The sequence below is a fragment of the Marinoscillum sp. genome (genome assembly GCF_040222955.1).
In the GTDB taxonomy this organism is placed as follows: domain Bacteria; phylum Bacteroidota; class Bacteroidia; order Cytophagales; family Cyclobacteriaceae; genus Marinoscillum.
Genome location: NZ_JAVKCA010000005.1, coordinates 65,378 through 79,355 on the forward strand (window position 1 = coordinate 65,378; position 13,978 = coordinate 79,355).

Consider the following 13,978-nt stretch of genomic DNA (forward strand, 5'->3'; position numbering starts at 1 on the left):
TCATGATTGTAAATGAAATACGAAAGTAAATCTAAAAAGTTTCTTTCATCATTGTAAATGATATTAATAAAACAAAAAAAACCGACTCATTTCAATGAGCCGGCTTCTACCAATCAACCTAACCAACTATATCTTTTTTGTGTTATCAAAAACCACCATCTCCTTCAAACTCGTCGCGGCCTCCGCCACGATCCGGTCTTTGCTTCTTCTGGTTGAGTCGATAAGTAGCCGTGAGTACAAAGGTTGGCCCCTTGCGCCACTGCCAGGTGGACTCCTCATAGAAGGTGGGTATATCTGTGATAGACCTCCACTTGCGTGAATTGAAGAGATCCCGTGCGCTGAGTGAAATGGTTCCGTTGTTTTTCCAGATATCCCGGGTCAGCCCAACATCAACCACTGTTACTGAGAGCCTTCTGCCCTGAGACTGATTCTGTGGAGCCTGGTAGTTCACATTGACCTGCGCATCAAAGAGCTTGGGTATTTTGAAGTTGTTACTCACCCGAGTGCTGAAGGTGGTGGTGCGCGCCCCCAGGTTGATACTGTCTCCCACTGTGCCGGTAATCTGCTGGTGATAAAAGTTGAAATTACCACTCACCCGGTACCAGCTGGTAAACTCATGGGCCGCGTTGATTTCCATACCTACTGCATCACTCTCCCCAATGTTATAAGGGATCTGTACGCGCTCGCCATTCTCGTTTGGAGCAAGACTCACCCGACGAATCAGTTGAGTAGTATGTCGGTAATACACGCCATAGTAAATGGACGAAGCCTTCATATTCTGAAGAAATCCGGTTTCGTATGAATCAGTAAATTCGGGCTGAAGCTCCGGGTTTCCTATGCGGAAATTACGGTTGTCCGTGAAGGAGCTAAACGGGTTCAACTCCCTGAATCGGGGCCTGTTGATCCGGCGGCTGTAGCTCAGCTGCAGCTGATTTTCACCCTTGAGCTTGTAGGTAAAAAAAGCACTGGGGAAAAGATTGGTATACTGCCAGTTTCGTTGCTTGCCTGTCTCCTGAAACACGGTATTGATGCTGGTGGTCTCGCTTCTGAGTCCCAGCTGCCAGGATATTTTATCCAATTCATTACTCACAATACCATAAAACGCATGTACATCCTCATTATAAGCAAAGTCCGTGCTGAAGGTGTCCAGGGTCACATAGGCCTCTGAGAGGTCATTCTTTTCCTGCACGTCATAGATATTTTTCACCTTCCGAAAAGTACTTCGGAATCCGGCTTCAACTTTACCCTTTTGTCCAAAGGGCTGGATATAATCTGACTGTAGCATCAGGCGCTTTTCCCCTTCATCGTTTCGCACTTTCTGAAAGAGTTCAGGCACACTTTCCGCCATGGTGGCTCCCTGATACTGTATGATGTCGGATTTCTCCAGCTCATTGTTATTCTGATACTGAAAGTCAGCAGTGAGCTTTTGCCCCTGACGCTGAAAGGTGCGGGTGTAGTTGACTGCATACTCCAGATTCTCATCGCCCTCCGTTTCGGTGTCTTCCCGACGGGTATAGTCTATGAGCTGCTCGTTGCCATCATAGTCTTTGTATTCAAGTTCCGAATCGTTAAGCTCATCAGAGTAGCGATAAAGAAAAGAAGTGGTGATTGTGCTGTAATCGTTCAGGTAAAAATCTGCCCCGAATCGCACGTTATTGGAAACTCCACCCCTGATGTGCTGCCGGCTCAGGTCAGTCGTGTAGGAAGTATCGGGCAGCATGTACTGCTGACTGGCTCCACCCAGACCAGGTGCTTTGTTGTAGTTTACCCCGTAGTTCAGAAACAGGTTCACCCATTTTTTTCTGAAGTTCACATTGGCGGAAGCTCCATGATTATGTGGGTAGCCGGTGTTCACCTGAAAACTGCCATTCAGCCCTGTTCCTTTATCCTTTTTCAAAATGATGTTGATGATACCTGCCATGCCTTCGGCATCATATCGGGCAGAGGGGTTGGTGATGATCTCTACCCGCTCAATCATATTGCCCTGAAGCTGACGCAAAGCATCAGTACTGGACAACCCCACGAGCCCTGACGGCTTACCATCTATGAGTACTTTTACGCTGGAGCTACCACGCAGCTCCACATTGCCCTCCACATCCACGGTGACCGACGGCAAATTTCCCAAAATATCGGAGGCCGACCCACCCAATGAGCTCAAATCTTTGCCCACATTGTATACCTTCTTATCCAGACTGAGCTGCATCTGCGTACGCTCTCCGGATACAACCACCTCATCCAGCTCGCTCACCGATGGCTTCATGCTGATCGCTCCCAGGTCCGGATTACGGTTACCCTGCCCTACAATGACGGAGATTTCTTTCGTTTCAAAGGTGACAAATTGTATTTTCACCACATACTCTCCGGGCTCCACAGCCAGGCTAAACCGACCTTCGGCATCCGTAATACTGCCGGTAATCAGCCCCATATCCTCCGCACGCAGGATGCTCACTGTGGCATACTCCAGTGGCTGACCGGTAGCCGCATCGATCACCTGTCCCCTGATAGAAGGTGCCTCTTCTACAGGAACTGCCCCATGAACAGTGAGACCAAAAAGAACAAAAAATAAAGTGGTATAAATGCTTCGTATCATAGTCTATTAGCTGAGTGCGAAGCTACCATCACACTCTGAGTGAAATTTGTTTGAATTCTGAAGGAAATCTGAATTTTATGTAGCTACATCTAATTTCTACTCTCCCAACGCACTGAGAGGTGATGTTGTTCGGCTGTTGCTTCATAAATAATGGAGAAATGATGCTCTGAACATATCTGCTGGACAATAGACAATCCCAGCCCGGAGGAATCCGGATTTTCAGAACCTTTTTTGAACCGCATGAAATAATCCTGGGGCTCTCCCTGTAGAGGCTCTCCGGTATTGATGACGTCCAGCCCACCGGAGGTGAGCACCACACGGATGCTTCCACCTGTGCGGTTATGCCTTACAGCATTGTTCAGCAGGTTGGTCATCAGGATGCCCAGCAGCGTGGCACTGCCAGATACCTCTACTCCAGACTCCACCTCTGTTGTGAGGGTGATTTGCTTCAGCTCTATCAGCTCTTTGAAATCAAATAGAAGCCCGGATAGTAGTTCTGAAACATTCACCGGGGAAAAATCAGAGAACTCCTTGTTTTCGATCTTGGTCAAGAGAGAGAGTGAATTACTCATCTTACTGAGGCGCTGAAGGGCATTCTGTGCTGAAGAGATGAGTTCCATCTGATCTTCCCTGAGCTCTGGCGATTCCATGAGCAGCTCCAATTTACCCTGAGCAATGGAAATGGGTGTCTGAATCTCGTGAGAAGCATTTTCTGAAAACTCCTTCAAGGAGCGATAATCCCTTTGTGCTTTCTTCATCATTTCATCTATGAACTGGTTGAGCTTTTTGAACTCAGCAGTAGACGAAGCGGGCAGCTCTGGCCTTTGGGACTGCTTGATGGAGAAATCACGGATGGCAGCCAGCGTGAACTGAAATGGCCTGAATACATAATAGGAAGCAATGAGACTGAGGACGAGAGAAACCAATAGCAGCATTAGATAGGTTTTCACCATGGATTCGCGCACGGCGTCCTCTATATCGTCTTCTTCTATGATAAGGTCATAGAGCATGATTTGATAGGCTTTTCCGTTGACCTTTCGGATCACATCAAGCTTAAGGTGAGGTTCTATGCGGCGAAGGGTGGCGTGGGTCACCAGGGTGTCTGTAAACACAAGTTCGGTCTCTGCGGTACTGCTGTCCAGCGGGGTGATAACCATCTTGTCCAAAATAATTTCTTCGTTGGGCTTTTTTTGCTCCAGATAGCCCAGTACGTGCTGAAGTCTTTCCTTAAGGAAAAGCCGCTCTTCAATGTCAATCTCCCGGCTCATGGCATTGTAGCTAAACACTGCCCCGATGAGAAAGACGATAGAAGAGATGATCACAAAATACAGCGTGATTTTTATGACAAGCTTCATCCTTTTTTAAATTTATAACCTACACCATACACCGTGTGAATGTAATCGGTCCCTCCAGCTTCTGCGACCTTTTTGCGGAGGTTTTTGATGTGCTGGTAAACAAAGTCAAACGAATCTGCGGTGTCCATATAATCACCCCAAAGGTGCTCTGCAATGGACTGTTTGGTAAGCACGCGGTTTTGATTAAGCAAGAGGTATTGGATGAGCTCAAACTCCTTGCGGGTGAGGTCCAACACCTGTCCACTCACTGACACCTCAAAGGTCTGCGTGTTAAGTTCCATGTCCTCAAACAGGATTTTATCATCTCCCTGCTGGTTTTTTCTCCGAAAGATTGCCTTCAGACGGGCGTTGAGTTCAGCCAGGTGGAAGGGTTTCGCGAGGTAGTCATCTGCGCCCAGATCAAGTCCCTTGATTTTGTCATCAAGGGCATTTTTGGCAGATATGATCAGTACGCAGATATGAGGCCAGTTTTCTTTGATGGATCGGAGCAGATCCAGACCGTTGCCATCGGGCAGCATGAGATCCAGTGCCACCAGATCATACTGATAAGCATAAAGTTTCTCCACGGCCTGCTGGTAGCTGCCAGCCACTTCACACACATAGCCCTCCTCATGGAGATACGTGCGGATGTTGGCACTGAGCTGATCATGATCCTCTATGACGAGTAGTTTCATTGGGATCAAAAATACGGGCTATTTCTGAAGGAATTTTGAAATGACAAGAGATACCGCGCACCAGCGCACACTCAAAAAGCGGAAATCTGGCCATCCATCCACTGGGTGCGCTCCTCCAGGTAAGCCTTGAGGCTGGCAATGCTCACTCCATAATCAACACCGATAGCCTTTCCCCAGCGTTCATAGTTGCGATCAACAGCGCCATTCTCCAGCAGATAGCTGGCGGTGGCATCTACCATCGCCTTGAGGGACACGGTGCTCAGGATCCCACCCCGCAGGCTGGTCCACCTGGTCTTTACTGCCGCTCTGAAGACGGGATCTTCCATGAGTCTCGGCCACCAAAAAGGCACCATCCAGGCATCAGACCCCACGTACTGGTTGTAATTGATCACCCACCCATCTATAGGGACCCGACCACCATTGTCATAGCCAATGTTCAAATCCCAAACTGGCCCCATATTCAACTTTCCACCCCGGTCCTTATACAGATAGGTGCTGAGCCGATAGGCATCTACATTTCGGACCACTTCGTTGAGGATGAAAAAATCCACAAAACTTGACAGGTCAACATAATCGGTGTAGGTCCTTACCTCAGTGGAAAAATCATCTGCCAGAAGGGCCGTCTCAAAATCTCGGATATAGGTTTGAATATAATTTTTCTGAGCAGCAGTGATCTCTGCAGCTTTTGGATACTCATAGAGAAAATAGGTCTCCAGATACATATTGGCGTGGTACGGCTCCCCATAAGGATCAAACGCCATGGGCTGACCATTGACGTCATAGTACGACCGGAAGCTGATATCCTCAGTGTACCGGGCATCATCTTCCCAGTTGTTTTCAAAGTACTCCAGCGGTTGGTTGATGTTGAGGTCTCCACCGGCAGTTTTATCAATTTTCAGGATGTAGCCACCCGTGATTTCATCAGCCAGCACATCCCCTGGCTCCAGTTTTTTGATGTCAATACGGTTTTTGTCCCGTTTGAGCTTTTCCATAAACACATAGACACCCTTGTAATCATCGTCTATCTGAAGCTCCACAAACTCTGTACGGCTGGCATATCGGCCCATAGCCTCGAAAAGCTGGTAACCAAACTGATGGTACATGAGGGTGCGATCGAAAATATACCCCTCCTCTTCATTGACCACATGCCCCATCAGTATCCAGTCTTCCTCTTCCGGCAAACCAAAAAAACTCACCTGCGTGTCACTGCCATCCTCAGCCCAGGTTTCTATTCCATAAGATTTCTTGTCGGAAAGCCGGAAGGACGTGGACCCACGATATTCAATGCCTATATGAGCACTTTGGACGGGGGTCTTTTCCACATAGATCTTCAGTTCGGCAGAAACTTTAGGCTCGTTCTTAATGTCAGTGCCCTGGGTATCAATGATCAGATAAGGAATTTGGCTTGCTCCCGTCTCAACAGCAAAAACCACCTCTTCAGGGGTTTCAGGATTGGGTTCCTCTTTCTTATCGGTTTTGCAAGCTACCAGCACAGAAAGCCCGGCCATAGCACTTAAAAAAATCAAATGAGTTCGCATGATTCCTCAATTTAGATAATTTTCATGCTCGTAAAAAAGAGTGAATGGATTACCAATCTGCTGTTGGCATACGAAATCATTAGATTTTTTAGTCATCTCCCCATACGTTTACCTTGATCTTTGGAAACTTACCTTTAAATACGCATTATTAACCTGCAATGAGTACAGCTGAGGTTTTTTGTGCCTTATTTGCAAACAAAGATTTATTCATCAGCCATGACCACTACATATCAAAATCAAAAACGACTGCTTGTTGCAGTAGACTGCATCATCTTTGGCTTTGACAATGAGGAGCTCAAGCTGCTGCTTATCAAGCGAAATTTTGAACCTGAAAAAGGCAAATGGTCGCTGATGGGCGGATTCCTACAGGAGGAAGAAACATCAGCTGAAGCTGCCAACAGAGTGCTCCACAGCCTCACCGGACTACAAGACGTCTATATGGAGCAGGTGCGCACCTTTAGTCACCCTGAGAGAGATCCCGTGGAGCGTACTATTTCGATCGCCTATTATGCCCTCATTAATATAGAAGATCATAACCAGGAGCTCTCCAAAAAGCATTCCGCAGAATGGTTTAGTCTTAGCAATGCCCCTCAATTGATCTTTGATCATGGAGACATGGTCACTACGGCCATCAACCTCCTGCGCTACAAAACGTCCGTGCAGCCCATAGGATTTGAATTGCTCCCCGAAAAATTCACCATGCGACAGCTGCAAAAGCTCTATGAAGCCATTTTGGACCAGGAGCTGGATAAGCGCAATTTTGTCAAAAAAATCAATCAGCTGGACGTGCTGACCAAACTGGAAGAAAAGGACATGACCTCCAGCAAAAAAGGTTCATATCTCTATCAGTTTGATAAAGAAAAATATGCATCTGAATCCAGAGGCGACTTTTCTCTGAATATTTAGGATCAACCTCACTTCTCCATATCCATAAAAAAAGGGAAATGAAACAAATCATTTCCCTTTGAAATTCACCTAAACCAAAAAGTGAACGCTCTTAAATATATTGGTTGATGATGTTTTCGAACAGCTCCTGCTTGCCACTCTGCAAAGGAATGTTATCCAGCCCGGCACCTATCTTTGCCAGATCGGTCAGTTTTAGTTTTCCTCCTTCAAAGGCCCTGCCATCTGCTGTACCAAAAGAAGCATATCGCTCAGCTTTCAGTTTGGTATAATCGGAATTAGTCAAAATAGCATCAGCTGTAATCAGTCCTCTGGCAAATGCATCCATTCCGCCAATGTGCGCATGAAAAATATCCGCCAGATCCGTAGAGTTTCGTCGGGTTTTCGCATCAAAGTTGATCCCGCCACCTTGCAGGCCTCCTACTTCCAGAAATACCAACATCATCTCGGTCAATTCATTCAGGTTGGTTGGGAACTGGTCGGTATCCCAGCCATTCTGGTAGTCACCTCTATTGGCATCCATGCTGCCCAGCGCTCCGGCATTGGCGGCTATCTGCATCTCGTGCTGCATGGTGTGCTGCGCCAGTGTGGCATGGTTCACCTCCAGGTTCAATTTAAAATCTGCCAGCAAATCATACTCCCTCAGGAAGCCTAATACAGTAGCTGCATCAAAATCATACTGATGTTTGGTAGGCTCCATCGGCTTAGGTTCTATAAAGAAATTGCCTTTGAATCCCTGACCCCTGGCATAGTCCTTGGCCATGTGCAGGAACCTCGCCAGGTGATCCAACTCACTCTTCACATTGGTATTGAGTAGGCTCATATAGCCCTCTCTACCACCCCAGAACACGTAGTTTTCACCGCCCAATTTGATGGTCGCATCCAGTGCATTTTTTACCTGTGCCCCTGCATAAGCCACCACCTCAAAATTGGGGTTGGTCGCTGCACCATTCATATAGCGGGGATTGGAAAACAAATTGGCCGTACCCCACAGCAACTTCGTGCCTGCAGCTGCCTGCTTTTCTTTCGCGTAGTCCGTAATAAAGTCCAGTCGCTTGGCAGACTCTGCCATGGTATCACCTTCCTCTATCAGATCAAAATCATGGAAACAGTAGAACGGCGCCCCTATTTTAGTGATAAACTCAAAACCCGCATCCATCTTGTCTTTGGCGCGCTGGTAAGCATCTCCGGCTGTACTCCATGGGAAGTCTTTGGTACCCGGACCAAATGGATCCCCACCGGTACCGCAGAAGGTGTGCCAGTAAGCGATTGCAAACCTGAAGTGTTCCTTTAGGGTTTTGCCTGCTACCACCCTATTTTCATCATAATATTTGAACGCAAAAGGGTTGTCCGATTCCTTGCCTTCAAAAGCGATCTTGCCGATTCCGCTGAAGTATTCCCTGTCTCCTAAAATAATTTGTTTGCTCATGTTTTTAGTCGTTTAAAAGTCTCTTTAAATCACCTACCCAAGCCTGGTAAGCGTTGCTGTATTGTTGATATTCACTCACAGTGGGCTCATAAATATTCACCGTAGCATCCCCACTCACGGCCTCTGCCAGGCTGGAAAAATGCCCCTGCGCATATGCCGCACCTCTTGCAGCGCCTACTGCCCCGGTAGTTTCCACAAGCTCAATGGGCGCATTGGCCAACGTGGATATTGTCTTACTGAAAATAGCAGATTGAAACAAGTTGTCATTGCCTACCCTGAGCTTCGTAATCTCCAGGCCCAGTTCTTTCAGTATCTCTATGCCATAGATAAAAGAAAAGGCCACTCCCTCGAGTGCTGCTCTGTAAAAGTGTTCTTTTTTGTGCCTGTTGAATTGCAGGTTGTTTACCTGAGCGCCAATGTTTCGGTTGCTGAGAATCCGCTCGGCTCCATTCCCAAAAGGAATCACCCGCAGCTCGTCCGCACCAATGGGCACACGGGTCATGACCCGTTCCATATCAGTATATCCCAGACCCTCCTCAGCCATCATCTGCTTGATATAACGGTACTGAATGCCCGCCCCATTGATACAGAGTAGTACCCCGATTCGAGGGTCTTCAGTCGCATGGTTGACATGGGCAAAACTGTTGACCCGTGATTTGAGATCGTAAACCGGCTCATCCTTCACACCATATACCACCCCGGAGGTACCACCCGTAGCTGCCACTTCTCCAGGATTGATCACCCCAAGGGCAAGTGCATTGTTTGGCTGATCACCCGCACGGTAGCCAATGCCAATACCTGGCTTCAGGCCAATCTCCCTCGCCGCAGCAACAGATAGCCTTCCCTGATCCCCAAAAGTGGGCACAATCGCAGGGATAACCTCCGGGTCAAAGCCCAGATGATCCATGAGAAATCCGGCCACTTCGTTGTTTTGAAAATCCCAGAAAATCCCTTCGGAGAGTCCCGAAACTGTAGTGGTGTTTTCACCGGTCAGCTTCAGGGCTATGTAGTCCCCGGGCAATAAGATTTTATGAATCTTCGCGAAAAGCTCCGGCTCATTCTCCTTTACCCATTTCAGCTTGGAGGCTGTGAAATTACCAGGTGCATTCAGTAAATGCTGGTGACACTTTTCTGCTCCTATGCCCTGAAAAGCCTCCTCGCCAATCTCCACCGCGCGGCTGTCACACCAGATGATCGCAGGTCGCAGCACTTCATGGTTTTTATCTACCAGCACCAGCCCATGCATCTGATATGAAATACCGATCCCGGCCACCTCCATCGGATTGATTCGTGCCGAATTCAGTGCCTTTTGAGTCGCTGCACAAGCATTTTTCCACCAGACCTCCGGCTCCTGCTCTGCCCATCCCGATTGCACGCTGATCATGTCCATCTCCGTTTCGGGGTATTGAGCCACCGCTATCTGCTTGTTGGTAGCTCCGTCTACCAGGGCTGCTTTGATGGAAGAACTCCCTATATCTAAACCTAAAAAGTACATTTTCCAAGAATTTAAAAATAAAGATAATACTTATAGTCATAATGACCATAAGTATTGGAAAATATTTTATCTTTATTTTGGCAAAAGCTTAAAATCACGACATGGCAGAACATATCATGGAAGACCTTTCTATTGACTGTGTGATCTTTGGATTCACGGACGAACTCAAAGTGTTACTGGTCAAACATGGGGAAGGAATCAGCAAGGGTAAGTGGGCACTGCCCGGGGGATGGATCACCTATGAGGAGTCGCTGGATGCAGCGGCTAACAGGATTCTCTACCTCCTGACCGGGGTGAATAACCTCTTTCTGGAGCAGCTGAAGGCTTTCGGATCGGTGGATCGTTTCCCAACCAAGCGGGTAGTGACTGTGGGCTATTATACATTGATCAAAGACACCGACTATGATGTGGTGGCCGGTTACACCGCGTCCGATGTTCAGTGGTTTTCGCTGGATGAGGTGCCCGAACTGCCTTATGACCATGACGAAATTCTATCCTATGCGCTGGATCAGCTAAAGAGTAAAGTGAAGCAGGAGCCCATTGGATTCAATCTCCTGCCAGAGAAGTTTACGCTGCTGCAGTTGCAAAACCTGTATGAGTCCATTCTTCAAATTAAACTGGACAAGCCGAACTTCCGGCGGAAGATTCTGGGCATGAAACTGATCGTGGACCTGGGGGAAAAGCAAAACAATGTATCCCACCGTGCGGCCAAGCTCTATAAGTTTGATCAGGAGGTGTATCAGGCCCTGAAAGAGCACAAGTTTGTGCTGGATTTGTGAGGCGAGATGGAAGGACTGCTTCCAAGCGCTGGTGCGAGCATTGCTCTTACCTTATCACGGTGCCAAGAAATCTAAAAAGAGCCTTATTAAAGGAATCTTCGAGAGAAAGAGCTCATAAACCAAAAAAACAGATACTCCGAGGGCCAAAAATCGATTTCCAACCCCTGCCATGTGAATAAATTAAAAGCCCCATTTTAAGCTTAATTATGCTGCGCTAACTTAAAGTGTAAAGGGTCAAAATAGATTGAAAATAATAAACAAAACTAAGGCTACTAAAACAGCCCAAAAGAATAATTTCATCCTATACTTCCTATCATGAAAATCGTTAATCAGTCCCATGTCACTTAATATTTGCTAGCCCCCAATCAAGCAAAGTCTTTTTCAAGAAATAAAAGGAATAATACTCAATACCACTAATATTAGCACTATTTCAATCAAATACTCAGTCTGCTTCAGGGATTAAATAGCTAGAAACATAGAATACCCCCCACAGGCTTCAGTTTGCAACAGAAGATTACTTTCCTCACGTCAACATTGGCGGATCACGTCAACGCGAAAAATTAACTAATCCCTCATCTCCCAGTTGAGGTAATAACTGGCTTTCTCAGCACCTGCTTCGTTACGGATGAGTAGTTCAGTGAAGTTTCCAGAATCGAGGTTTTTGAAGTCAAGGTGAAAAGTCCCCAGGTGGTCATTTTTACTCGTGACATCATATTCCCACAACTCAAGCTTCATTATGCCCGGACCTTTAATGTTGAATTTCAGCCCGACGGGTAGCATTTCGTCCACATCAATCTTCAGGTATTTCTTGTTCTGTGGCCAGATTTTTTTTCCCTGGAGCATAAGGTAGATTTCATCTTTGTCAGATTCTTCCGGGATTTCGCAAACAATGGAGGATAGGATTAGTGTTGGCATAAACGGTGTTTTGATTGAGCCAAGATAACTTAGAGTTTCTAATTTATCCATTTTAGACAAATCTTCTTTTGTAATTGAGGCTTGTCGAGTGGTTTACGAGAAAACATGCCGCTCCTCTGGAGCTGCCTTTGCTATGCCGTGTTTATCTATTAATATTAGACACCTCTGGTGTCGGGGCACACGGTCATAACACAGCATGGTTATTAATTGAAACGTCGATTACCAGAACACCAAACCCTCATAACAAACATCCGGCTGGATAAAGATTTAACCAAATCATAAGGCTCGGAGCCACATTAATAGACCAGGTATGCCCAGGTCATGGCCGTGTCACTGCTAAATGATCTTTGGAACATACCGCTCCTCTGGAGCTCCCTTTGCATGGCGTGTTTATCTATTAATATTAGACACCTCTGGTGTCGGGGCACACGGTCATAACGCAGCATGGTTATTAATTGAAACGTCGATTACCAGAACACCAAAATCTCATAGCAACATCCGGCTGGATAAAGATTTAACCAAATCATAAAGCTCTGAGCCACATTAATAGACCAGGTATGCCCAGGTCATTGGCCGTGTCACTGCTAAATGATCTTTGGAACGTGCCGCTCCTCTGGAGCTGTCCCTTATGCTGGTATTTGGCTAGTGATATATGACACCTCTGGTGTCACTCACTGGTTGTTGATACAGAGAATGGGAAACAAACCACCTCATTTTTCACCTAATATAGCGTCAATCCCACTATGGAGCCTAACATTAATAGACACCAGACATTATCCCGATCCTGGAGCTGCGAAGCTGCGAAATGTCCTTCGAAACAGGCCCTGCCAACCATATCAAATGATCACATCCAGAATCAACACGCCAATCAACCCCACCACGGACACGATCGTCTCCATCACAGACCATGACCTGATGGTATCTTTAATGCTCAGATTGAAATACTCCTTGTACATCCAAAAGCCACTGTCATTGACATGTGAAAAAAGTAAGCTGCCAGCACCCACAGAAAGAACCATCAGGTTTGGATCTACATCCACCTGCCCCATCACAGGTGCCAGAATACCAGCGGCCGTAAGCCCGGCCACTGTGGCCGATCCAATGCACACCCTGATAATGGCCGCAATCAACCAGCCAAGCACCAAAGGATGAATGTTCATGTCCTGTAAGCCCGATACCAACTCTATGCTCACGCCACTCACCACAAAAACCTGCTTGAGGGCACCAGCACCGGCTACAATCAAAAGAATCGGAGAAATATCCTTGATGGCATCTGTGTAAAACTCCATCACTCCTTTCATGCCATAGCCCTGCTGGAGTCCTATAGAATAAGTGGCATATGCCAGTGCAACGATCATCACAATGGAAGGATCACCAATAAAGCCTATGATTTGCCCGGCCAGCCCTGTGGGCTCCCAGAAAAGCTGTAGCAAAGCCGCACCTCCCAATAAAAATACCGGTAGCAGGGCCGAAAAGAAGCTATTAAAGGCCCCCGGGAGCTGATCCTCAGGTTTAGTCTCCGCCTGAAAGGTTTTAAGCGGCCTGGCATCAATGTTTCGGAGTGTTCTGGCAAAGACTGGCCCGGCAAGAATAATGGCTGGCACTGCCAGACAAAAACCATAAATAAGGGTAAGTCCCATGTCGGCATTGAGCTGCCCTACCAGGGCTGTGGGTGATGGATGAGGTGGCAAAAAACCATGGGTAACAGACAGAGCCGCCAGCATGGGAATACCTATGTATACCGCTTTGATTTTGAACTGATAGCTCACAGAGAAAATCAGCGGCACCAACAGTACAAAGCCCACGTTGTAGAAAAGTGGAATGCCCACCACAAATCCGGTGGTCATCAGGGCCCATTGAATCTTTTTCTCACCAAAAACACTCATCAGTACATTGGTGATCTTCTGTGCTGCACCTGTCTCAGCCACCAGCTTGCCCAGCATGGCCCCCAATACTATTACGATCACCAGTCCTCCCAACATGCCACCAATCCCCTGCTCCACGATGCTAGTCACCTCCTGAAGTGGAATACCCAGAAGCAAACCGGTGAGGATGGACACGATGATAAATGCAAGAAATGGATTAAGTCTGGCCCACGTGATCAAAAGCACCAGAATAACAATACATAGCAGGATGATTAACAAAGACATTTTTCGGGTAGGTTGATTAAATTGTTCACAGGCATTGCACACAATAACCATTCAGGCTGAATACTTTCAACCAGCTTTTTGCCAGATAACATGACCGGAGGAATTGGTGCAAAAAACACTAAGATATCATTATCTCAAAAGAACGCAAAC

10 protein-coding genes are annotated in these 13,978 nt (G+C 46.9%); 2 read left to right on the forward strand and 8 right to left on the reverse strand.

Annotation, left to right across the window (positions count from 1 at the left end; translation table 11 throughout):
• Nucleotides 1-145: 145 nt before the first annotated feature.
• From RIH33_RS01540 to RIH33_RS01555, 4 genes are all read right to left on the reverse strand, one after another.
• The gene (locus tag RIH33_RS01540) at nucleotides 146-2,590 is read right to left on the reverse strand and encodes a TonB-dependent receptor domain-containing protein (protein WP_406654651.1); all 2,445 of its coding nucleotides are present in this window, start codon (nucleotides 2,588-2,590) and stop codon (nucleotides 146-148) included.
• Between the two features lie 89 nt (nucleotides 2,591-2,679).
• Nucleotides 2,680-3,945, reverse strand: a complete 1,266-nt coding sequence (locus RIH33_RS01545; RefSeq protein WP_406654652.1) for a sensor histidine kinase — start codon at nucleotides 3,943-3,945, stop codon at nucleotides 2,680-2,682.
• On the reverse strand, nucleotides 3,942-4,619 hold the full coding sequence (locus RIH33_RS01550; RefSeq protein WP_406654654.1) for a response regulator transcription factor: 678 nt from the start codon (nucleotides 4,617-4,619) through the stop codon (nucleotides 3,942-3,944). The genes RIH33_RS01545 and RIH33_RS01550 overlap by 4 nt, the downstream gene beginning before the upstream one ends.
• A gap of 71 nt (nucleotides 4,620-4,690) precedes the next feature.
• Nucleotides 4,691-6,157: a CotH kinase family protein gene (locus RIH33_RS01555; RefSeq protein WP_406654655.1), complete on the reverse strand. Its 1,467-nt coding sequence runs from the start codon at nucleotides 6,155-6,157 to the stop codon at nucleotides 4,691-4,693.
• A gap of 216 nt (nucleotides 6,158-6,373) precedes the next feature.
• Here RIH33_RS01555 and RIH33_RS01560 point away from each other — a divergent pair, with 216 nt between their 5' ends.
• Nucleotides 6,374-7,063 carry an NUDIX hydrolase gene (locus tag RIH33_RS01560; protein ID WP_406654656.1) on the forward strand — a complete coding sequence of 230 codons (690 nt, stop codon included), beginning with the start codon at nucleotides 6,374-6,376 and terminating at the stop codon, nucleotides 7,061-7,063.
• A gap of 91 nt (nucleotides 7,064-7,154) precedes the next feature.
• Here the strand turns inward: RIH33_RS01560 and xylA are convergent, their stop codons facing one another.
• Nucleotides 7,155-8,489: a xylose isomerase gene (gene xylA / locus RIH33_RS01565; protein ID WP_406654657.1), complete on the reverse strand. Its 1,335-nt coding sequence runs from the start codon at nucleotides 8,487-8,489 to the stop codon at nucleotides 7,155-7,157.
• Nucleotides 8,490-8,493: 4 nt separating this feature from the next.
• Nucleotides 8,494-9,984: a xylulokinase gene (locus RIH33_RS01570; protein ID WP_406654659.1), complete on the reverse strand. Its 1,491-nt coding sequence runs from the start codon at nucleotides 9,982-9,984 to the stop codon at nucleotides 8,494-8,496.
• A 101-nt stretch (nucleotides 9,985-10,085) separates the two neighbouring features.
• Between RIH33_RS01570 and RIH33_RS01575 the strand changes: the two genes are divergently transcribed.
• Nucleotides 10,086-10,763: an NrtR DNA-binding winged helix domain-containing protein gene (locus RIH33_RS01575; protein ID WP_406654660.1), complete on the forward strand. Its 678-nt coding sequence runs from the start codon at nucleotides 10,086-10,088 to the stop codon at nucleotides 10,761-10,763.
• 564 nt (nucleotides 10,764-11,327) lie between these two features.
• On the opposite strand, the gene RIH33_RS01580 is transcribed toward RIH33_RS01575, so the two are convergent.
• A complete protein-coding gene (locus tag RIH33_RS01580) occupies nucleotides 11,328-11,678 on the reverse strand; it encodes a hypothetical protein (RefSeq protein ID WP_406654662.1) in 351 nt (116 codons plus the stop codon).
• Nucleotides 11,679-12,514: 836 nt separating this feature from the next.
• A complete protein-coding gene (locus tag RIH33_RS01585) occupies nucleotides 12,515-13,828 on the reverse strand; it encodes a gluconate:H+ symporter (RefSeq protein WP_406654663.1) in 1,314 nt (437 codons plus the stop codon).
• Between the last annotated feature and the right edge of the window lie 150 nt (nucleotides 13,829-13,978).